The organism is Asticcacaulis aquihabitans (assembly GCF_032490435.1).
GTDB lineage: Bacteria > Pseudomonadota > Alphaproteobacteria > Caulobacterales > Caulobacteraceae > Asticcacaulis.
Genome location: NZ_JAVGWM010000001.1, coordinates 792428 through 814228, shown reverse-complemented (window position 1 = coordinate 814228; position 21801 = coordinate 792428). Strand labels below are relative to the sequence as shown.

Sequence of the window (21801 nt, the reverse complement as noted above, 5' to 3'; positions counted from 1 at the left end):
GGCGACCACCGATATAGCAACGGGTTTAGTCCATATGCTTCAGCTCTGGCCAGGCGGTGGCCAGATCGACCTTAAGGCCCTGGCACCAGGCGATGATCTTGCCGTTTTCGCTGTGCATCGCGTCAGGTGAGAAGGTGGTGCGGTAGATGGTCGTCTTCTGGCAATAAGGATATAGCCGCTCCGGATGGTTTTGCACGACCAGTAGGTGGACCGGATGCTGACCGCGCAGGCCCCAGAAATAATACTGGTTGTGGCCGCTGAGCGTAGGCGGCAGACCGTAGGGCTTGCCGTAAATGTCGAGGGCGGCGGCTTCGCCATAATTATCGACCTTGATGGCCGTTTTGGCGCGTTCGCTGGCGGGGATCTGGTTCCAGGCCGTTCCGACCTGATCGGTGAAATCGCGCCAGCCTAACTGGTCGGCAAAGACCTGGGGCAGGAGCGTGCCCGCGAAGCTTTTTTCCTGCTGTTGCGGCTTTAAGGGGAAGTGTTCGATAAAGGTTTTCAGCTCTGGCACCGTAAGGACCGGTAGGGCCAGGGGTGATATCCAAGCCGAAAAGGCGATGGCCGCGACAACCCATCCCGCCAGGGCGATGCGGCCGGCAACCGGCTTGACCCAATGGGCGATCGACACGGCGCCCGTAATGAACAGGACGGGGTAGGCCGCCGCCAGATAGTAGTCCTTGCCGTGGCTCACCATGACGAAGACCGCAAAAACGACAAAGGCGATGGGCACAAAGCGCATGACACGCAGGCGGTGGATAACAAAGGGCCCGACAAGACCGGATAGCCAGACTGGCGCCAGCAAGGGGCTCATGATCAGGATTTGATTGAGCACGAAGGCCACAGGGGGCGTTTCGGCGTTCTTTGCCTTGGCTGCGGCGGCCAGTTCGAGGAAAGGAAACCCGTGCAGGGCTTGCCAAATTACGGACGGCACGGCGATGACGGCCGCCATCGCGATGCCGATCCACATGTCCTTTCGGAACAGAAGTTTGCGTTCCGGTGTTGCCAGTAATCCCACGGCGAGGCAGACACACCACAGGACCAGCGAATATTTGATTTCCAGGTCGATGCCCGCGATCAGGCCGCATAGCCATAAGGCGCGGCCATCACCGGTTCTTGGGCCGGTTCTGGCGGCATGAACCAGACAGAGCGTGATCAAGGTCCAGGCTAAGGGATCGAGGGCGGTGGTGTTAAAGGTGGCGGCCATTCCCATCAACAAGGGGGCGATGGTGACGCAGATCGCCGCTCCGGTCGCCGCGACCGCGTCGCCGCCCATGGACCGCGCCGCGCGCGCCGCGATCCATGCCAGGGCGCCCGCAGCCAGGGTCGCCGGAAGTCGCAGCATCCAGACGCTGTGGCCCAAGGCATAGAGTCCGGCAGACAGCAGGGGCACAAGCGGCGGCTGGTCTGCATAGCCGAAGGCCGGATGTTGCCCGCATACGATGAAGTACAGTTCGTCCCGGAAGATGTCGTAACGGCCCGCGAACGCCGCATGCAGGCAAAAGGCCACCGCGGCCAATCCGGCGGCCACATAATCGATTTTCGCCCGTGACGGTGTCGACGTCATTTCCAGTGTCATGGCCCAGTCTCCTTAAAGCCCAGTCTCCTTAAAGAACAGTCTCCTTAAGGCTTGGCCTGCTTGCCATCTGCGTTTTCAGCTGACCAGCCCAAAGCCATTACTGGCAGCAGGACTGGGACGAACGGGGATGAGTGGCAACCGTCCAGGGACGAGTGGCGGGTATGGCGGGACAAGCGCGGGGCGTGACGCAGGACCCGAACGCGTTACGCCAATCCACGCTTTACCGCCTGCAGTGTGGCTTCGGCCCGTGAGGAAATATTCAGCTTCTGGTAAATCGTCTTCACATAACCGGCAACGGTGGGCGGGCTGAGCATAAGATGACGCGCGACTTCGGCAATGGTCAGGCCCCGGGCCAGGAGCGCCAAGGTTTCGGTTTCGCGGCCTGTAAGCGCAACCTCGCTGGACGGGCGCAGATGCGTCCGGAAATGACTTAACAACCGAAGCGCAATTGAGGGCGACAGGGGCGGCTCACCCTGCTCGATACGCCGCAAATAGTGCACAATCATTTCCGGCTCCTGGGTTTTGAGCAGGTAGCCGCGGGCCCCGGCGGACAAGGCTTCAAACAGGTGCCCATCGTCGTCATAAATGCTGGAAACGACGGTGATGACCTGGGGAAAGGCCGTGCTGATTTCGGCGATGATATCGACGCCGGATCCGTCGGGAAGACCCAGGTCGACGACCGCCAGCGTAAATGCGCCAGGCGAGGCGCCGGCCAGCCATTGCCGGGCCTCCTTAAGGCTGCCGGTCACCTCGACCCGGACATTTTCAAATGCGGTCTTCAAGGCTTCGGTCATGCGAATCTGGTTCGGGGGCTGATCTTCGACCAGCAGGCACAGATCCTGGTTTGTCATCTCGGCTTTTCCATAGTCAACACGGGTGATTGCAAGGGAAATCGGAAGGTCGTAACCACACCCTCGGCGCGGTTGCGGAACCGAACCTCGCCGTTAAGCTGACCCAGCCGATCGCTGATATTCTTAAGCCCATGGCCGTTCCAGATTCCATCTGTCACCGCCTCTGGAAAGGCCTGACCGTTATTGCCGACCTCTCCTGTAACGCCGGATGCATCTAGGGCTATCCGAACCGTAACCTGAGTGGCGCGCGCGTGTTTGATGATATTGGTGACAAGTTCACGCACGGTGGAGGTCAGCCCTTTTTTCTGGCGCGCGGACAATAGAAGGTAGGGGGCCTCTTCTGGCCATAGCGGCCAGTCAAGCTCTATTCCTGCGACATCGAGACGTCGCGCGGTTTCATGCCTGATATCGGCCAGGACGCGATCGAGCGGCGCACCCTCGGTAACAAGAGCTGTGGCGATTTCCCGGATATCATTGAGCGCGCCATAAATGTAAGGCCGTACCCGATCATCCGCCACTGTCAGTCCCGATACAAGTTTCGCGCCGACATCGTCGTGCAGATCCTGCGCCAGCCGTTGCCGTTGTTCGGCGGCGCCACGTTCATATGCCTGAAGCCCCATCGCGGCCTCTGCGGACAGGCGGATCAGTTGGTCTACCAAGCGGGTGTCGCGTGGTGAAAACAGGCCTCGTCCCGAATGCGGGTAGGACAGGCGCAGAGGTGGCATGTGGTTCAGGCCGGGCACGCACATATGAAGGCCTTCCGCCTCAAGCCGCGTTTGCGCCACATCGGCCGCCAGGATTTCGATCGACATCGGGGAGAACAGGGTGTGGAGCAGGGCGTGCCACCGGGCCTGACGCTCCGCCGGCTCTATTGTGAAGGCCATGTCAAGCGCACCGGCAAGCCGTTCGCTTTCGTTCAGAGCCGATACCCGTACAAAATGGCGCCACAGTTTTTCGCGGACAGGCAGATATACAAAGGCAATCAGCAAAAGAGACAGGGCAACCGCCGACGGTTTGGCAAGTCCGACCAGATAGACCAGACCGGCGTCCAGCCCTATGAACAGGCCAGCCGCCACCACGAAGAAGAATATGCGAAAGGCCCAGTCGCCGACCTCAAATAATCGGAAGCGGGCAACCCCGAGCGCCACGCCGCCGTACAGGAGCAAGAAGCTGAGAAAGGTCAGGCTTTCCGGCATGTTGTGAAACTGGCCCTGCACCAGATAGGCCATGACGATAACGCCCCACGACCCGCCGCCCGCCATAACCGCCAGTCCAAGCCAGATCAGGGCCGCCCGCGCGCCAGGAGACGCGCGCGACAGATAAAACTGGACGCCGATCAGGATAATCACCAGCGCGATAACGATAAAGCAGTAGGCGAGGATGCCGATGGGGCCGCCAAGCAGACGCAACTGGTCGAGTACGAACACCGGTATCCCTGTCGCCATGCAAAGCCAGAATTGCCGGCGGCTCACAAGACGCTGCGGAAATTGCAGGAACAGACCGATAAGGGTCATGCCGAAAATGACGGTGGCCAGGTGGTTGAGCGCCGTGCTGGCGACGATCATCTGAGGAGACAACGCGACCGGCCAGGCATACAGCGGGCCCGAGGATGCCGCGGCCAGCAGCATGCCGAAACCGTTGACGGCCAGGGTGCGGGTCGTAACGTCGCCGGGTTTCAGCGCCCAGACCCAGCCGCCGATGAGGAAGGCCGTAACGCCGACCAAAAGCGATACCCAGAAGCTGTAGCTGAAGCCGGACAGTTTGAGACCTGTAACGGCTTTTTCGAGCTCGACCGACGTGCCGGCAACGACACTTGTCACCCTGACCGACCGGCCGCTCAGCGTTTCGACGAGTTGACCCTGCCGTTGGATGTATCGGTCGAAGGCGGCATAGGTTTCGGCACCGTCAACCTGGGCCACGATATCCGAGCGCTCCAGCCGGAACGGCACCGCCTGGTCCGGTCGCCTCAAGGCCAGAACGACCGCAGGTGCGCCGTCCGGGCCTGTCACGTAAAGCCGGTCCCCTTGGCGGTAAGCGCCGTCAAAGGTTTTTCCCTGAAGCGCGGCAAGTATGCTGAACACGATCGCTAAACCGGCAATCGTCAGGATCAGCGCGTATTTCCAAGTGCCGGCGCCGTCAAGTCTCTTCACTAAGTTAACGATGTGATTGGTCACCCGGCCCCCTGGATACAGAGATAACATTGGATTTTATTTTGGTCATCCCCCCTGTTCAGAGGGTGACGGGCAGGAATGTCGCGCATAGCGTCCGGAAAAACCGCCACAGTCGTGGCGCATTGACATGCGGAGCGTCCAGCCATGAACACATTTTTTTCGGCCCTTAGTCTCGCCGTGGTTTTGGGCGCCGTGGGTACGGGGCAGCCCGCCCTTGCGCTCGGTGGCGAGAAGACCGCCAGCATTCAGGCACCGATGACATTCGATCCCCATGCCGCGCACGAGGCAGATGCGGATACCTTGTTTTGGGTCAATCAACCGGGGGGCGCCAAGGGGCTGAAAACCGTCATCATTCCCTTTTTCCAGATACAGTTTGTTCAGGACGCGCAGGCCAATGCCACAGCCGGTGGCGGCGCGCATTCGAAAACATCGGTGCATCTGGAAGGACCAACGCCGGACCAGATGCAGGCGATCACGGACGAGGTCTATGCCAGCTTCGTATCCGATTTGAAGAAAGCCGGGTTGGAGGTCGTTTCACCCGAACAGGCGCGCAGCTTTGAGGCCTATAACGAGATAATGAACGCATCGAAGCCGTCGGGACAGAGCGTCAAAGGCATGAACGGGGTGAACTCGCTCTTTTATGCCCCCACCGGAATGAACTTCTATTTTCTGCCGACCATGTTGCCGGAACTGGCCGGTGGCGGCTCGATGACGGCCATCGGCAATACTCAGATTATCCGTCGGGAAGCCGAGCTCATGACGCAGTCCGGGGCGGCGGTCGTGGGATTCCGTGCCGTGGTCGATTTCGCCACCTTGTCCGCCAGCGATCGCAAGGGGCTGCGCGTCTTTTCCCGCACCGCCAAAACCGCGGCTGAATTCGGCCTGGTCATCAAACCCGTCGCCACCCAGGTGTTCCTGATAACACCGGCGGCAAAGGCGACCATGATCGATCCCCAGAGCCGCATGCGGCTGGAATTGCAGGCACCGCTTGTCCTCGACAGCGCCGCAATCCGGTCGACCGACGAAAACAGCACAGCGGGCCAGAAGCGGGGGGAGGCGATAGGTAACGCTATCGGGTTCCTGGCCGGTACCGGTATGAGCAAGACCAAGTCCTTCGCCGTCGAGGTCGATCCGCAGGTGTGGCAATCCGATGTGACCGGCGCCTTGAAAGGCGTATCCGCCGCCGCGGTCGCCCGGCTCAAATCAGGCCTATAACCAGGGATTGGAGACCAATGAAACGCATACTATCCGTCATCGCCGTATCCGCGGCGCTGTGGGCAACCGCAGCCAACGCGCAGACACCATCACAACCCGCCGAAAGCGCTGAAGACGACACGCTTGACTACGCGTACGAATTGATCGCGACGGGCCTACTGATCAACGAAACTTGCAAACCGATCCTGGAGCCAAAATTCTACGAAGGCTTCAAGGTCCTGTTCCGTATCGATATCGGCATCATGGGCGGTGACGACAATGACGTCAAAGAGGCCGAGGAGGATGCAGTGTCCTCGTCCGGCTATCTATGTGACGGAAAGGCAGAGTGCTGGCGGTCGCTCATCGACCTGCCGGCCACGGCAACGGTCGAGGAGGGCAAGAAAAAGTGCTTCGACACCCTTACGCAAATACTGACCGAATTCGATACCGTAATGACGCCGGAAAAGAATACGAGCGGATGACGTATGTGCTAGAAGCCAGCCACCGCAAAGTCTACTTCTCCGACCGTGCTTAGGGTCTGTAGCGCGCCAGCAATGCGGTAGTTGCGGCTGATTTTTAGCTCGGGGTGGGTGTAGAGGCGCGCCGCGCTGTTGTCGAAAATTTCGATCCCGGTGATGCGGTCAAACGCCATCATGTGGTTTCGGTGGATAACGCCGGATGAATCCCGCATACGACGAAGTAAAGTTCGTCACGGAAGATGTCATAACGGTCCGCGAACAACGGGGATGACCGGCACCCCACAACCGTTGTCGCCATGCCCGCTCACTTAGCATTTAATGTATTGCTACCTGTGGAATTTGTTTTCATATGTGGGTTGTTTGTCATGCGCACGGGCGTGACTCACGCATTAAATGCGACGGAGAAGAGGACCGATGTCTGGGAATTGGACGCGACGACGCGTGTTGCAAACGGGGATGGTGACCTCTGCCGCCGGAGCGCTGGCTGGCACCCTGGCTGGAGCATTGGCGGCCTTGCCTTTACGCGCCATGGCGGCAGGCGCAGACAGTCCGCATTCCCTCTGGTTTGATGCGCCTGCCGAACGCTGGGTCGATGGTTTGCCGGTCGGCAATGGCCGGTTGGGCGCCATGGTGCGCGGCGGAATCGTGGAGGAGGTTATCTCGCTCAACGAAGATACCCTCTGGTCAGGCTACCCGACCGAGAACAGCAATCCCGACGCCATATCGACACTGGCCGCTGTCCGCGAAGCCGTTTTTGCCGGCGATTATCACAAGGCGGATCAGCTGGCGAAGCGGATGCAGGGGCCGTACAGCCAAAGCTATGCCCCCTTGGCCGATTTAAAACTCTCAATGCCGCACCCCGAGACCGTGACGGACTACCGGCGTGAGCTGGCGCTTGACCAAGCGGTTGCGGTGACAAGCTATGTCATGGGGCGGACACAGTATCGCCGTGAGGTGTTTGCCTCCCATCCCGATCAGGTGGTTGTCGTGCGATTGTCAGCCACGGGCGGCACGCTGTCATTTGATGCGACGCTCGACACGCAACTCCGGGCCGAAGTGAGCGCAAAGGGGCACCGGCTTGTGTTGCGTGGCAAGGCGCCGGCGACTTGCGCTCCGGACTATCAAAATGTCGCGGAGCCCATCGTTTATGACGATGCCATAGGCAAGGGCATGGCATTTGTGGCGGCCGTTGACGTTGAATCAGACGGGGGCGAGTTTTTTTCGCAAAAGGGGATGATCTGCGTCCGCGGCGCCCGCGAGGTCGTCCTGCGGATCGCGGCGACGACGGGTTTTCGAAGCTTCAATCTGATGCCGGATCTGCCGGTTTCGGTGATCGAGGCGCACGCTATCAAGACCCTTTCGGCGGCCTGCAAGAGGCCCTTTACCGATCTTTTGTCCCGCCATACCGCCGACCACCAAAGCCTGTATCGCCGGTCTGCCCTCCGGCTGGACACGGACGCCACATCTGGCCCGACGGCGGCACGGCGTGAAGCCAATGCGGCTCACACCGATCCGGGCCTCGCGGCCCTGTTGTTCCATTTCGGTCGCTATCTTCTGATCGCCAGTTCGCGTCCGGGCACACAGCCCGCGAATTTGCAGGGCATATGGAACGCCAAATTGCGTCCGCCGTGGAGCAGCAACTACACCACCAATATTAATGTTCAGATGAACTATTGGCCGGCGGAAGTTACCAATCTGTCCGATTGTCACCGCCCTTTGCTCGACTGGATCGGGCATGTTGCGGAAAATGGCCGGAGGGTCGCCCGCGATTATTATGGGATACCTGGTTGGTGCCTGCATCACAACAGCGACATTTGGGCGATGGCCAATCCGGTGGGGGAAACGACCGGCGATCCGTTCTGGGCGAACTGGCCGATGGGCGGACCGTGGCTTGCTCAGCATCTCTGGCAGCACTACGCCTTTAGTGGCGACATCGCGTTTCTACGCCAGACAGCCTATCCGTTGATGCGCGGTTGCGCTGAGTTTTGTGCCGCCTGGCTGGTCAAGGATTCGGGGCGCGACTATTTGACGACCGCCCCTTCCATCTCTCCTGAAAACCGGTTTCTTGCGCCGGATGGCAAGGCCGCCGGGGTCAGCGCCGGCTGCACCATGGACCTGGCGCTTACGCGTGAAATCTTCGCCAATTGTATCCAGGCGGCAGATCGGCTGGGTACGGATGCCGACTTTGCGCAACGGCTGCGGTCTTTGATGGCGCAACTGGAACCCTATCGTATTGGCCATCTCGGTCAATTGCAGGAATGGTCCCAGGATTTCGAAGAGACCGAACCCGGTCACCGCCACATCTCCCATCTCTATGCCTTTTATCCGGGAGACGAGATGGCACAGCCGGGCACCCGGCACCTGGCGCAGGCGGCCACCACGTCGATGCTGCGGCGTGAAGCAAACGGCGGGGCCGCGACGGGGTGGAGCCGCGCATGGGCGACGGCCATCTGGGCGCGTGCCGGGGATGGCGTGCGGTCAGGGCATTCGGTCGATCTGTTCTTCAGAGACAGTACGCTCGATAATCTGTTCGATACGCATCCGGCGCCCACGGGGCCGATCTTCCAGATCGACGGAAACTTCGGGATGACCGCGGCGATTGCGGAGATGCTGTTGCAGAGCCATCAAGGCGCAATCGCGCTGCTGCCCGCCCTTCCGCCAGCCTGGCATAGCGGAGAGGTTCGCGGGCTTCGGGCGAGGGGCGGGATCACCGTCGATCAAATCTGGCAAGACAACCGGGTGCAAAGCGCGCGACTCCATTTGGCATATGCGGGCGTGACGTCGGTTCGCCTGCCCACAGGATGCCGCCTGGTTTCGGCGACCGCAGCCGGCCGAAAGGTATCCGTTCAGTTTGATGCAGACATGTTTCGGTTTGACGGTTCGGCGGACGACACCATAGATCTCATCTTCGGCAGTAGTTGAGAACCGTGAATGACGGAACTCTGAAGTCCGGCGGTGCGGAGGCCTTGGCCTAGTTTCCCTTGATCCACCGTGACGCGGCGTCTGCTGTATCTTCAGGACGGGTGTTGAAGGCAATCGCCGCACCCGGCGCGCCTGTGTGCAGGGCGTTCACAACGGCCTCGAACAATAGCAGACTCTTCGGCGGCATCCTTAAGCCCCCGCCTATGATCACGCAGTCATAGGTGGTCGTGGCGAGTTGCGAGGTCAACATCTCAATCCCGGCATCGTCGGGCGAGATCATGCAGATGTCGCCGTGCCAGCCTTTTTCCGCGATACGGACGCCCGCGAGATCGATCCCCGCCTGTATCTTGGCGGCATCGAAGCCCGGTGGCAGGGCGGGGTCGGAAAAGTCGACGGTGTCGGGCTTCTGGCCGACAAAGAGTACATTGGTCATGGTGAGTCTCCTAATTCGGGTGGGGGTTGTGCTGTTGGGTGGCGATTTAGCGGTCGAATTTGGCAGCCAGGAATTGGCCGATCAGATCAAGCGCCTTTTCAGACGCGGCCAGGGTTCCAATATTGGCCGGGAAGACGTGGGCCATGCCTTGCCAGACATTCAGGCGCACATCCGACCCTGCGGCCTGTGCGCGATGGGCATAGCGGCGGGCATCGTCGAGCAGAATTTCATATTCGCCGACGTGGATGTGGATCGGCGGCAGGTCAGCCAGGCGGCCATACAGGGGCGACGCCGTTTCCATATCTGCGGACTGACCGTTGAGATACAGGGCCGCCGTCCGGCTTAGCATGTCCCGGGTCAGTAACGGATCTGCTTCGGCCCGCTCGGTCATGCTGGCTCCGGTGAGCGCCAGGTCGGTCCAGGGCGACATCGCCACACCGGCGATCGGCGCCAAAACCTTACCCTCAGCGGCTTCCGCCTGCATCAGGGCCAGAAGCGTCAGCGCCAGGCCACCGCCCGCCGAGTCACCGGCAATCGCGATCGACTTTGGCGCCAGGTCGCAAAGACCGCGATAGACGGCGGCCGCGTCGATCACCGCGGCGGGGTGCGGGTGCTCCGGCGCCAGGCGATAATCCGGCACAAAGGTCGCCGTCCGGGTCCGCGCGGCGATCTGGCCAGCGAGGTGACGGAAGGCGTGGGCCGAACCCAGGACGTAGGCGCCGCCATGGCAATAGAGCAGAAAGCTGCCGGGGCGCTTATCGGGCGGCAGGCACCAGATGCCGGACACGCCACCGACCGTTCCGGCTTCGTAGGTAATGCCTGGCGCATCCGGCGTGTGCTCCATGACCTCGTCAAACAGACCGCGCGCGGCGGGGCTATTGATCGTCCCTTTGATGGGCGCCAGTGCTTGCCGCATCGCCTCGACGATGCCAGCGTCTTTGTTGTCGAGCGAATGAAAGATTTCAGTGGAGGATGACATGGTGTTTCTCCTGAAAGAGGTGAGGGCGACGCGGAGGCCTTGGGAGGGCTAAGCGACCTGAGTGTCTCTAGCCACAAGATAGCAGTTTCAAATTTGCTATGAAGATGCCAAAGTTGAGATTAGGTGTCTCATATACGGAACAGCAGAATGGACCTCGAAGCCCTGTCCTATTTTAACCTTGTGGCCGCGCATGGTGGCTTTGGTAAGGCGGGTCGCGTCTCGGGCCGCCCAAAGGCCACCCTGTCGCGTCGGGTTGCCGAACTTGAGCGAAGCCTTGGGGTCCGGTTGATAGACCGTGGATCGCAGTCCCTGCGCCTGACGGAGGAGGGGCGGACGCTTTATGAGCGTACCGATGGGCTGTTGTCGCAGGTCGCCGAAGCCGGTGAAGCGGTCGTCCTGGGGGCGGCCACACCGCGAGGCCGGCTGCGCGTCAGTGCGCCCGTTGTGTTGGCGCATGTGGCGTTCGGGCGCATTGGGGCGCGATTTGCCATGGCCTACCCTGAGGTCCAGCTTGAGATCGTCGCCGAGGATCGCAAGGTCGATCCGATAGAAGATGGGTATGACCTTGTCATACGCATCAATCCGTCTCCCGATGAACGTCTCATAGGCAGATGCTTCCTTCACGATCGCCGCGTCGTCGTGGCGCCCGTAACTATGCCCATGCCCCACGACGGCATAGGGGATGTCCAGGCCGTGGTCCTGTCTGCGGCCCCCGCCGGCGAGACCTGGCCCATCGAGACAGCGGACGGAGAGAGGGTTCTCACCCCGAGTCCGGTGCTGCGCTTGTCCTCTTTGCTGATGGTCAGGGAAGCCGTCCTGGCGGGGGCTGGCGCCGCTCTGTTGCCGTCCCTTCTGGTGGGCAACGATATAGATGCCGGTCGCGTCGCCTATTGGGGAACCCGGGCGGGGCCACCTGTTGAAATCTGGGCGCTGCAAAGTTCACGTCGTCTTATCGGCGCGAAGGTAAGGGCGTTTCTCGATGTCCTTGAGGCGACCTTCCCGAAGAAGGCTTTTACGGCTGCGTTCTAGTTTGGCGATCTTTCAGGTCGGCCCCGCGAGCTACTCGACTGAGATGTTGCGAAAAGCGTTATTGGCCGAGATGATGTCAGATATCATGACTACGGCTGGGTCTTGCGCAGTCATCACACCTTTTCCCAAAAGTTTTTGCACCAGATTGCGGTTTTTATGAACTTGCAAAACCCATTCATGATCCGGGTCGGACAAATCAGTCGAGGCGCCGATCATATATCGATGCCCGTGTATGCTGGCATAGATATACCATCCCCAATCCTCTGGCTCAGGATCCGAAGTTTCAATAGCATGATGGTTATGTAGTTCGGTCTTTAGCCAAGCCAACACAGAGGCGCCGCCGATTGGATTGATCGGATTTTCAGGCTCTTGGCTCACGTCGAACACATCTGTCCTGAGTCGGATTACCGTCGCCATTTTAACCTCCCAATCAGCCGACGCGTTTAAAATCGCAAAAATGCGTTTCCACTTGCTAAAGGTCTACACGCCCCCCTCAGGCGTCGAAGGCAGCGACGCGGGCGCGGATGTCGCTTAAGCTATCGTCGCGCAGCAGTTCGCCATTGCGCCACACGGTCTCAAGCGCATTCCGTCCGCCGTCCACGGGCTGGAAGTCGCTTAAGCTATCGTCGCGCAGCAGTTCGCCATTGCGCCACACGGTCTCAAGCGCATTCCGTCCGCCGTCCACGGGCTGGAAGTCGCCATCTCTCACGGCTACGGTCCGAAACGCGCCGTTGTCGGCAGCCAGTCCGAGCAGGCCGCGCTTTGAGCGTTTGCCGGCATCGGTGATCGGATCCTTGTAGACGTCGCGCCAGACCCCGCCCACCTTGGCGGCCGACGCCTTGTAGGCAAATTGCAGGGTGTCGCGGTCGCACTTTTGCAGCAGGGCGCCGCCCATGCCAAAGGCGATATTCGAGGCGCTGAAGCCTTCCGCCGTCAGCCGGTTGAGGATCGCTTCGATGCTGCCCGGATTGACGCCGTCGCCCTGAATGACGCGGACGTTTTTCAGGACGCGATAGCCTTTGGTGTTGGTGTCGGTGCCGAACTTTTCCGCCAGCAGGCCGACTGTTTTCGCCACCACCTCGACGGGATCGCCGCTGTCCGGGCGCACCACCAGGGTGGCGCCGCTGTCTATCACCTGCTGGCGCAGACTTTCGCCCCACATGTGCTCGACGGCGTGAAACAGATCGTAGGAATCCGACACGACGGCGAACACCGCGCCGGGCTTGCCGAATTGCCGGATCATATTGGCGTAGGCGGCCGCTTCATTCGGACGTTCCCAACTGGTGATGGTTGAGTGTTCGGCGGCGGGGATGGAAAATCCGGCAAGCGGCGTGTTGTAGAAACGGCGGGCGGCAACCAGGGCCGTCAGTGTATCCGTGCCCTGGAAGTTGGTCAGGTGCGCCATGCCACCGAGCGCGGCGGATTGGTCAGAAGAGACGCCGCGCGCGCCGAAGTCGTGCAGTTTGAAGGGCAGTTCGGCATCGGGCGTATCGGACGTCGCGATCAGGTGCTTGCGGATCAATTGGCGGACACCGTTACTTATGGTCGCGACCGTGATTGGGTACCATACGCGCAGCAAGGCCGTTTCGACATAGCTGGTCAGCCAGAAGAAGTCCGGATCGGTATTGACCACGGTCATCATGGGCAGGCGAAGCGGGGCAATCGTGCCTTCCGGCTGGGCGCGAATTTCCAAGGGCAGGTGGCCGCCGTGGCGATCGATCAACAGCTCCCAGCCCGTGCGGTGAAACGGCAGGCCGTGCGGGACCAGAATCTCTTCGGCCTCGTCGATATCGGCCTTGGTGACGGGCCTGGAGAACTCCGCTTTCAATATGGCCTGGAGTCCGAAGAACAGCGCCTTTTCGTAGGCGCCGCCGCGGGCTTCGACATAGGAAAAGACCTGTTCGGTCGCGGGCGGGTATTGGAGGAAATGGCTGGTCTTGTAACTGTCGGTATTGAGGATCGGGTTGGTCGTCATGACTGAAGCTCCTTCAGGTCGGTTATCCGTTTTGGGGTCTATCCCCGGGGATGAAATTTGGTGCGTTTAGGCGGCGCCGATAAAGTGTTCGATGATGAAGTAATGATCTTCGAACAGCAATTCGCGCATCTGCCGCGCTTCGGCTAAAGACACCCAGCGGGCGCGGGCGGCATCATCGGCGCCGCGCACCTGGGGCAGGTCGCCGCTTGGAAACTCGAAATAAAACGCGTGGGTTATGGTGCGGCCGCGTTGCGAGCGGTCCGGTTCGTCGAACACGCGCTGGCCTTTGAGGCTGCCGCGCAATACGGGGAGGGGCAGTTTGATCCGCGTTTCTTCCTTGAGCTCGCGAAGGGCAGCGGTCAGGAGCGTCTCTTGCTGGTTGACGAAGCCTCCGGGCAAGGCCCACAACCCCTTGCCAGGCTGAGCCCCGCGCTTGACCAGCAGAACATGGCCCGAGTGGACGACCACCGCATCGACCGTGGTGAAGGTGGGCGGATAGGGGGCCGCCGCCCAGGCCGCCTTGTAGTCGCTTATGTGCCTGAATTCCTCAGCCAGTTGCGCGAAGGTCTTTGTCTTACGGAAGGCCAGCAGGGTTTCGAAGACGGGCGTGGGGACATTGGCTTCGACCAGGCGCAAAGCGCCGTCGTCCTGGGAAAAGAGATGTTCGCGCAATTCCGTTGCCGACAGGCCGGACGCAAAGGCAACGTCGATCAGGTCCCATTGCGGGAAGGCGTGCAGATACCAGGAGCTTTCGTCCTTTTCATGCCCGATCAGGCCGATACGCGCGTCCGCCAAGGTCTTGCCGGCGGATGTTACGGCGTCGGAAACGTTGCGCTGGACGTCTGCCTGCCAGGCGCCTTCGTTATAGAGATGGTCGGGAATATGCCGGACGATGACGCGATCCGCATCCCTGCCCAAGGCCGCGCGCAGCATAACTTCCCGTTCGGCAGAGGAAAACGGATTGCGGGTCGAGCGGGCCGATTGCGACGAGCCGATCAGGACGATGAGGCGGTCGCAGGTTTGCAGCGCGCGTTGAACGACAGACAGATGGCCATTATGAAAAGGTTCGAACCGCCCGATAAAGGCGATGAAATCGTAGTGCATGAGGCTCCCTCATTGCGAATGTGACGCCTGGTCCGCCCAGGCACAGGTATGATTCCACCAAATTCAGCGCCTGTCAATCGGGCGCGCTGACGAAGGGCTTTGCAAAGATAAGATCGGCGCCGATAGCCAGACCGACGGCTCATGCGGTACAGCCCGGTGTGTGCGGAGATTTGTGGCTGTCACGGCGACTATGCGGCACATTTGCCGCGATCGGGATAATTTTTCAATTCTAGATTGTTATATAAACGCTACCTGAATAGGTTAATGGCCTACACCAAACCTAGAGCTATCAGTGGAGTTCGGATCCCGTCAAATTCAGGAGGACAAGTTGGACAAGCGTGCAACAAACGGTGCGACTGTGCTGGTCGCCTACCAAGGTGATGCGAAAACGTTACTTGCGTTCGATCTCACCTCCGAAGCGTCCCGGGACAATCTGGCAGGCTTCACGATACAGGTCACCCCGCCCGGTCAAGCGCCCTATTACCTGTTAAACGACTTGCGTTTCGAAACACCAGGCCATCACGCGCAAGACCCAAAAGAATCCGCATTTTCCACCATCAATGCGCCTATCCATAAATTCCGCTGGGTGCATGTGCCGGGTTCCGCACACCAAGGCCTTGAGCCGAGCTTCGGCCCCTACACCTACGCGGTCACGCCGCGCTATTTTGACGCCCGCGGCGCGATGTTGCCGCTCGACGCCGGTCAAACCGCGACGGTGGCCATTGACATTGCACCGTTCGTAAAGGGTAGCCTTGCCATTGGCTTCACGCGCGGCTTTACGCAATCGCAGGCTTTCACGCGGCATTTTGGGCTGAACGCGCTTATCCGCCCAAAGGATGCGCCGCTTCAGTTCGACACGTCGCAGGTCTGTGGCGCCAACGCCCAGGGCGAGCAATTCACTTACGCCCAGCAATATGAGTGGTCCGGCTGGACGGCACGCAAGCTGATTTTCGATCTTCTAAACGAGGTCAAGGCGGATGCGCGCCTGAGACTTGACATGTTCGCCTACGATCTCAACGAACCCGACTTGATTACCCTTCTCCTCGATCCCGCCACGGCAAAACGGACGCGGGTCATTCTGGACAATGCGACGCTTCACCACAGCACCGACAAGCCCAAGCCCGAAGATGAGTTCGAAGCGCTGTTCAAAGGCGTCGCCGGCGCAGGGCAAATCAAACGTGGGCATTTTACGCGGTACGCCCATGACAAGGTCTTCGTCGTCTATCACGATGACACGCCCATCAAGGTTCTGACCGGATCGACGAACTTTTCGGTTACGGGCATGTATGTGAACTCAAACCACGTCCTGCAATATACCGACCCGGATGTCGCGAAGACCTATGCCGACGTTTTTCAGGAATCCTGGGACATCGACGTGCATGCGGCGGCCTTCGCCAAATCGAAGTTCGCGACCCAGCGTTTCGCCTTCGCAAAGGCAAGCCTTCCTGCGACCGCGATTACATTTTCTCCGCATGACGATACGCACGCCCTGCAATATCTCACCGACCTGGTGTCGCGGGTCGAAGCCGAGGCGAAAGAACAGGATGGCTCAGGCAGCGTGCTCTTCGCGGTCATGGAGTTGGATGGTGGGCCGGACAACCCCGTTTACAAAGCCTTGGCGGCCCTGCACGACAGCCAGTCATTGTTCAGCTTTGGCATTTCCGACAACCTCGACGGCATCTATCTGTATCGCGCTGGTCAGGTAGGCGGCGTTCTCGTGACCGGAAAGCCGGTGAATACCCAGCTACCGCCGCCGTTCAACCAGGTTCGCAACATCAGCGGCGTCGGCCATCAAATCCACCATAAATTCGTCGTCTGTGGCTTCAACGGTTCAGACCCCACCGTTTACTGCGGATCGTCGAATCTGGCGCTCAAGGGGGAAGAGGTCAATGGCGATAATCTGCTCGCCATTCGAGATGCGGATGTCGCGACGGTCTTCGCCATCGAGGCGCTCGGCCTGGTCGATCACTTTAATTTTCTGAACGGCGTGGCAAAGGGACCGAAGTCACAAAGCCACCCGGCCACAGCCGCCGCGCCGGCGATCAAGCAGCAGGCGGCGGTTGCGGCCGGCTGGTTCCTGGGGACCACGGACGCGTGGGCGCATAAGTTTTTCGACCCTCACGACATGCATTGCAAGGATCGCGAACTGTTTGTGAGATAGCCGCCGGTCGCATAATGCGAAACCGGCGGGGCGTCGCCCACGTCATTGTGCCGACGAACGGCCCTCGCGCATGGCTTTGACCACTTCGGCGCGTTGGCGGCTGAGTTCATGGAGGGTCGGGCTTTCAGACCAGACGGTTTCGATATCGTCCTTCGGTTCGAAGTCGCTGTTTGCCTTGCCTTTCAGAGCGTCGATCCGGTCTTGCGCTTCCGGCCAACCCAATGCGAGCGCCTTTGCGTACCATTCGCGTGCCTTTGCAACGTCCAGTTTGGCTATCTGAATGGCAGGAGACGGGAGGTTCTGAGAATAGATGTCGCCGAGAAGATACGCAGCCTGGGGGTTATCTTGTGCGGCGGACTTCTGCAACAGATCCAATCCCTCGACGGCGTCGGGGTAGTAACGCGTCATGGCGGCCGTGATGAAGATCAGTTGCTCCGCAAGCCCGAATTGGCCCAGGGGATTGCCTTGCTTAGCCGACAACTCGAACCATCTGAATTTGTCCGCTTGGTCGGAAGACATGTCGCCGAGATAGAACTGCGCGTCGCCATTCCCCTGAGCCGCTGATTTTTTTAGCCAGGTGATCCCGGCGTCCTGATCCATCGCCAGACCGTCGGTGCCATAAAGCAGTGCAAGCCCCAACCTGAGCTGGCTTTCCGCATCTCCGGCTTCGGCGCTCGCCCGCACCTCCGGGGCAATGTCGGCGTGCGCTGAAAGCGGGGCGAACAGGCACGCCGCGACGGCCAGCAACGTGCTAACCAGCGGCATGGTAACCATCAGCATGGCAAATCGTTTACGCATGTTCCCCCCTTGTGGCACTGGATGTCTGCCTACCAAATCTATCAGAAAAATTGGGGTTGTCACTCGGCTCGGCTGATTGTCACAGGGAACCGGAGGGGCAGGGCGGTTGCATCTCTGGGCGTTGCAGGAGGACGGTGCGGGCCTGACTGAGGTCCTTGCCGTCGCGGGCGGGTGTTTCCGTGGCGCCGGCCAGGCCGGTCCAAAGGGCGGCGTTAAAAGCGGTGGTGTCGAGGTGATCTTCGACTTCGAAGTTCTGGCCTTTCATCGCCTGGGCCCAATAGGCCGCCGTGCGGAGGGGGCAGGTCTGGGCCACAGTGGCCGCCACGAAGGCTTGCGGGGGAATGGGCAAGGCGGTCGATTTGAGTACCAGCGACGCATGAGCCGTGTAGGTCCAGTCTTTCTGCCGAAGGTCGAACGCGTCGGCCATCGGCACGGCCAGGGCATCGTTCAGACCCATGGGTTTGAGGCCTAGAACGCCCTCGATTGTGCGCAACATATTGATCGTGGTGTAGGGCGCGGACACAAGCGCGTGCTGGCGTACATAGGGGCCGACGATATAGGCGATGCTGCGGCGGGCGCTGACGTGATCGGCGCCGTTCTGAGCGTCGTCTTCGATGACGAAGACTAGTGTGCTGTCCTTGACGGTGCTGTGGGCGATGCGTTCGATGACGAGCCCCAGCGCATAGTCATTGTCGGCCATCTCGGTTTCGACCGTGTTCACACCGTCAATCGCCGTGTCGAAATCGCCGAAATGGTCATGGCTGATGCGCAGCAGGGTCAGGGCCGGCACGGACTGATCGGCCTCTTGCTCGGCGAATTCGCGCATCCATTCTTGCACGTTCCAGTAGTCGGGGAATTTCTGGTCGAAGCCGCGATAATAGGGATCGCTTAAGCCCGCCAGCGCACGGTCATCGGCGGTGAAAACCGTCGCCTTGTCGGCAAAGGCATGGCGGGCCAGCGGCGCCGCACCGGGTTCGTCCGCGTCATAGGGCATGTCATTGGCAAAGCCGTAATTGCGCAGGGATAGCCCCGCACGCAGCGCCGCATTCCACAGAAAGCCCTGACCCGGCAGGTCGTCGTCCTTGGCATCCGGCGACGTGATGGCCAAAGGCCCGGGCAGCAGGTCATCATCGTCGCTGGCCTTCGGGTTGGCCGCGTGCCGCGCCTTGGCGGGGAGGGAGGTGTTGAGGTTCCGCGACGTGCCCTCTGACTCGTAAGCCAGACCCCGGCCGGCATAGTTGACCGGCGCGGTCTTTTCCAGGATGTCGGTGGTGCGCGCCGCCGTGGACCACGACCAGCCGGTGCTCGATTGTTCGCCTGAGTCCATGAAGTTGTCGAAATTGACGAACTGGCGGGCCAGGGCGTGATGATTGGGCGTCAGGCGTTCCCCCAAAATAGCCAGGCGCGGATCGCCGTTGCCGGTTTCCAGATCTCCCAGGACCTGATCGTAGGTGCGGTTTTCCTTGATGATGAAGACAACATGCCAAATGCGTTGGTGGATCTGCGCCATGACCGCATCGCCGCGCGCCCGTTCGGCATGCTTATCAAGGCCGGTATTTTCCGCTACCTTGAGCGTCAGGTTGGCCAGTTCGGCGGGACGCGGCAGGGGCGCCTGGAGGAGGCCCGCCTTTTCAAGCTGGAAGATGTATTGGTTTGACGCGCCGCACGCCGTCGGTTGGGCGCGCTCGACCGCGACCTTGGGCTGGCACCCCTGAGGGTTAGGCCCCGGGGGGCTTTTGCGGTTGGCGACGAAGAGGCGGCCCCGGCGCGTGGCGACGGCGCTCGGGTACCAGCCCGTCGGGATAAGGCCTTCGACGCGGGCGCTGGCGCCGGAGGTATCGACCATGGCCACGGCGTTGATGCCGCCAAAGGTCACCAGAAGCTGGCCATCCGGCAGCAGGGCCAGCGCATTGGGATTGACGCCTTTTCCTAAATCCCCGGCGGCAACCTGCTCTGGCATCTGCTCGGGCATTTGCTCAGGAAAGCCCATGGCCGCCTCCTGGAGCAGGCGATCGTCAGATGTATCGATGACGGCCAGTTTGTCGGCATTGTCTTCGGTGGCGTAGAGGCGATGGCGGACGGGGTCGATGAGCAGCGTGGTCGGCTCCCCCGCGACGGCCAGGCGGCGCGTGACACGGATGGCGCCGCCGTCGATATCGAGCGCAATGATTTCGCGGTCACGGGCGGCGCTGACATAGGCGTGGCGCGCATCGCGCCAGACGACATCGAACGGGTATTCACCGCCGGCAACGCCGCGCTGGCCGGGATCGATCTTACCGGGCCGCAGGTCTTGTTCCGTCACCTTCGCCGTGGCCAGGTCGATTAGGCTCACCGAGTCGTTGTAATAGTTGGCGACGAGCAGGTGTCGGCCATCGGGGCTGACCGCCACGCCCGCGGACTGCGGCTTGACGTCTATGCCATTGCCCGCACTGTGCCCCAGCGCGATGGGCTTACCCGTCTGGTGGTAGCCGCGCTTTCCGCGCACAAAGCGGTAGACCGCGTCATCGACACCGCCCGAGATGTAGAAGCCCAGGCTATCCGGCCGCCAGGCCACGCCGTAAAAGGCATTGGGGATTTCAAGCGTCTGGCGGTGCACGGCGCCTTTGACGGTCAGGTCATAGACAAAGATATATTGCCCGGATTGGTCTTTGAGCAATTCGCCATCCGGCCCGTTATAGCGGTTATAGCCGCTGGTCAGGATTAGCATGTGCCGTCCGTCCGGGCTGATGCGCATGGCGGCGGCCCCGTCGGCGACATAGTCCGAATGCGGCCCGATCCCGGTGCGCAGCGGCGAAAAGACAGCCGCCTTCGCCGCCAGAGGCGTTACGGTCTGACCGGTCGGCAAGGGGCGCTGGGCCTCGGCGCAGGCCGCGCCTGCCGCCAAAACGGCCAGGGTCGCCAGGGCGGGCATAAAGGACCTGATCATGAGCGTGACCTCCGAAGACATGACGATAGGCTCCGTCTTTGGCGCAGATTGGCGAAGCTTATATGACAGGGGGCGGAGGAGGTGAATTAACTATCGAAGAAGAGCAAATCAGTACTCTCCATTTCGGCGCACCTGTGAGCCAGATGGGAGCTCAGTCCGAGACCGCAAATTCGGCAATAAGAAAATCGACAGTCGCCTGATCCCTTAGCTTGCAGACTATGTTCTGGTTGGCGAAGGCGCCTTTGAACCACTTGGCCTGAGACGGCTCGACCGTTTTGCGCCATTCGACGCCCACAGCATATTCCGCTCTGTCAGCCGGTTCACCAAGGCGCTTCATTCTGGGTTCGGTAAGCGGCTGGTCGAACAGCGGGCCGTCCGGCGTCATGAAATCCGAGGCGAGCTGCGCTTCGCTGGTGACCGTGCCGTAACCGATATAGCCCTTGCCCTTGTCGAAAACGAAGACTTCGTCGCCGACGGCCAGTTGCCTGAGGCGCTTGCTGTAGAACTCGCCGCCGCCGGCACTCACGAAGCCGTAGCGCTTCATGTCCGTCCAGGCGCGGTGCTCGCCAAGACCGGCATTGACGAAATAATAGCCGGACCAAGGCGGGCGAACCTTGCGCTCTGAACGCTCTTCCACCTCTTCCTGATCGAGAAGGAAATCGGTCGTTAGCCATTCCTGACCATTGGCTTCGAAGACATTGAAAAATACGGTGTTGATGGCCACGCCGTGCTCTTCCGACAGATATTCGACGATCCGCCGCGACGCCGGATCGAGCTCGCTTGCCACTATCAGCATGGAATGGCTGCCGTTGAGCTGTTCGGGGATGGCTTCGCCGAACTTTTCCCGGAACGCAGTGCCCAGGCGCATCCGCAGATACCGTTCGGCCCGTTCATAAATCTGTGGCGTCGTAAGCGTGCGCACCCAGGAAGCGTAGTCAAGCACCTGCGCCACGATTTCGCGCGGGGTGCGGTCTTTCTTCAGTTCAATTATAACCAGCCCGCCCGTTGCATCCATCGCCAGAAGGTCGATGAATTTGCCGTGGTCCGTCGGCACCTGGCGGCCGATCACCAGCGCATCCAGGCCGAGTAGCGACGGATCGGCCGCGACCCAATCCTCGATCAGGCTTTCCCGGCTCAATGCGCGGCGCACGGCGGGGCGAAGCTTGCCATCGGCTATGGTGTAAAGGGATGTCATGCGGC

17 protein-coding genes are annotated in these 21801 nt (G+C 60.7%); 5 read left to right on the top strand and 12 right to left on the bottom strand.

Annotated elements, in window-relative coordinates:
* Positions 1-25: 25 nt before the first annotated feature.
* The 3 genes from RCJ00_RS03915 to RCJ00_RS03905 all read right to left on the bottom strand — a co-directional run bounded on the left by RCJ00_RS03915 (position 26) and on the right by RCJ00_RS03905 (position 4580).
* On the bottom strand, positions 26-1579 hold the full coding sequence (locus RCJ00_RS03915; protein WP_316220394.1) for an ArnT family glycosyltransferase: 1554 nt from the start codon (positions 1577-1579) through the stop codon (positions 26-28).
* 203 nt (positions 1580-1782) lie between these two features.
* The gene (locus RCJ00_RS03910; protein ID WP_316220393.1) at positions 1783-2430 is read right to left on the bottom strand and encodes a response regulator; all 648 of its coding nucleotides are present in this window, start codon (positions 2428-2430) and stop codon (positions 1783-1785) included.
* Entirely contained in the window at positions 2427-4580 is a 2154-nt protein-coding gene (locus RCJ00_RS03905; protein WP_316220391.1) for a sensor histidine kinase, read from the bottom strand. Before RCJ00_RS03905 ends, RCJ00_RS03910 begins: the two co-directional genes overlap by 4 nt.
* 165 nt (positions 4581-4745) lie before the next feature.
* Between RCJ00_RS03905 and RCJ00_RS03900 the strand changes: the two genes are divergently transcribed.
* Together RCJ00_RS03900 and RCJ00_RS03895 are read left to right on the top strand one after the other, a co-directional pair.
* Positions 4746-5816, top strand: coding sequence for a hypothetical protein (locus tag RCJ00_RS03900; protein ID WP_316220390.1), 1071 nt, complete (start codon positions 4746-4748; stop codon positions 5814-5816).
* A 17-nt stretch (positions 5817-5833) separates the two neighbouring features.
* Complete coding sequence (locus tag RCJ00_RS03895) at positions 5834-6277, top strand: hypothetical protein (RefSeq protein ID WP_316220389.1); 444 nt, start codon at positions 5834-5836, stop codon at positions 6275-6277.
* 8 nt (positions 6278-6285) lie between these two features.
* On the opposite strand, the gene RCJ00_RS03890 is transcribed toward RCJ00_RS03895, so the two are convergent.
* Complete coding sequence (locus RCJ00_RS03890; RefSeq protein WP_316220387.1) at positions 6286-6486, bottom strand: hypothetical protein; 201 nt, start codon at positions 6484-6486, stop codon at positions 6286-6288.
* A 202-nt stretch (positions 6487-6688) separates the two neighbouring features.
* Between RCJ00_RS03890 and RCJ00_RS03885 the strand changes: the two genes are divergently transcribed.
* Entirely contained in the window at positions 6689-9196 is a 2508-nt protein-coding gene (locus RCJ00_RS03885; RefSeq protein ID WP_316220386.1) for a glycoside hydrolase family 95 protein, read from the top strand.
* Between the two features lie 49 nt (positions 9197-9245).
* Here RCJ00_RS03885 and RCJ00_RS03880 read toward each other — a convergent pair whose 3' ends face one another.
* Both RCJ00_RS03880 and RCJ00_RS03875 read right to left on the bottom strand, forming a co-directional pair.
* Positions 9246-9629 carry a hypothetical protein gene (locus tag RCJ00_RS03880; protein WP_316220385.1) on the bottom strand — a complete coding sequence of 128 codons (384 nt, stop codon included), beginning with the start codon at positions 9627-9629 and terminating at the stop codon, positions 9246-9248.
* A gap of 46 nt (positions 9630-9675) precedes the next feature.
* A complete protein-coding gene (locus tag RCJ00_RS03875; protein WP_316220384.1) occupies positions 9676-10608 on the bottom strand; it encodes an alpha/beta hydrolase in 933 nt (310 codons plus the stop codon).
* Positions 10609-10755: 147 nt separating this feature from the next.
* Between RCJ00_RS03875 and RCJ00_RS03870 the strand changes: the two genes are divergently transcribed.
* Positions 10756-11637, top strand: a complete 882-nt coding sequence (locus tag RCJ00_RS03870; protein ID WP_316220383.1) for a LysR family transcriptional regulator — start codon at positions 10756-10758, stop codon at positions 11635-11637.
* A 30-nt stretch (positions 11638-11667) separates the two neighbouring features.
* Here RCJ00_RS03870 and RCJ00_RS03865 read toward each other — a convergent pair whose 3' ends face one another.
* The 3 genes from RCJ00_RS03865 to RCJ00_RS03855 all read right to left on the bottom strand — a co-directional run bounded on the left by RCJ00_RS03865 (position 11668) and on the right by RCJ00_RS03855 (position 14716).
* Positions 11668-12054, bottom strand: a complete 387-nt coding sequence (locus tag RCJ00_RS03865; protein ID WP_316220382.1) for a hypothetical protein — start codon at positions 12052-12054, stop codon at positions 11668-11670.
* Positions 12055-12130: 76 nt separating this feature from the next.
* A complete protein-coding gene (locus RCJ00_RS03860) occupies positions 12131-13612 on the bottom strand; it encodes a nicotinate phosphoribosyltransferase (protein WP_316220381.1) in 1482 nt (493 codons plus the stop codon).
* 66 nt (positions 13613-13678) lie between these two features.
* A complete protein-coding gene (locus RCJ00_RS03855) occupies positions 13679-14716 on the bottom strand; it encodes a bifunctional nicotinamide-nucleotide adenylyltransferase/Nudix hydroxylase (RefSeq protein WP_316220380.1) in 1038 nt (345 codons plus the stop codon).
* A 328-nt stretch (positions 14717-15044) separates the two neighbouring features.
* On the opposite strand from RCJ00_RS03855, the gene RCJ00_RS03850 reads away from it, so the two are divergent.
* Positions 15045-16877 (top strand): phospholipase D-like domain-containing protein, encoded by a 1833-nt coding sequence (locus tag RCJ00_RS03850; protein ID WP_316220379.1) that lies wholly within the window; start codon positions 15045-15047, stop codon positions 16875-16877.
* 42 nt (positions 16878-16919) lie between these two features.
* On the opposite strand, the gene RCJ00_RS03845 is transcribed toward RCJ00_RS03850, so the two are convergent.
* The 3 genes from RCJ00_RS03845 to RCJ00_RS03835 all read right to left on the bottom strand — a co-directional run bounded on the left by RCJ00_RS03845 (position 16920) and on the right by RCJ00_RS03835 (position 21796).
* Positions 16920-17675, bottom strand: coding sequence for a tetratricopeptide repeat protein (locus RCJ00_RS03845; RefSeq protein WP_316220378.1), 756 nt, complete (start codon positions 17673-17675; stop codon positions 16920-16922).
* 79 nt (positions 17676-17754) lie between these two features.
* Positions 17755-20601: a YncE family protein gene (locus RCJ00_RS03840; protein ID WP_316220376.1), complete on the bottom strand. Its 2847-nt coding sequence runs from the start codon at positions 20599-20601 to the stop codon at positions 17755-17757.
* 151 nt (positions 20602-20752) lie between these two features.
* Positions 20753-21796 carry a DUF8606 domain-containing protein gene (locus RCJ00_RS03835; RefSeq protein ID WP_316220375.1) on the bottom strand — a complete coding sequence of 348 codons (1044 nt, stop codon included), beginning with the start codon at positions 21794-21796 and terminating at the stop codon, positions 20753-20755.
* Positions 21797-21801 lie beyond the last annotated feature (5 nt).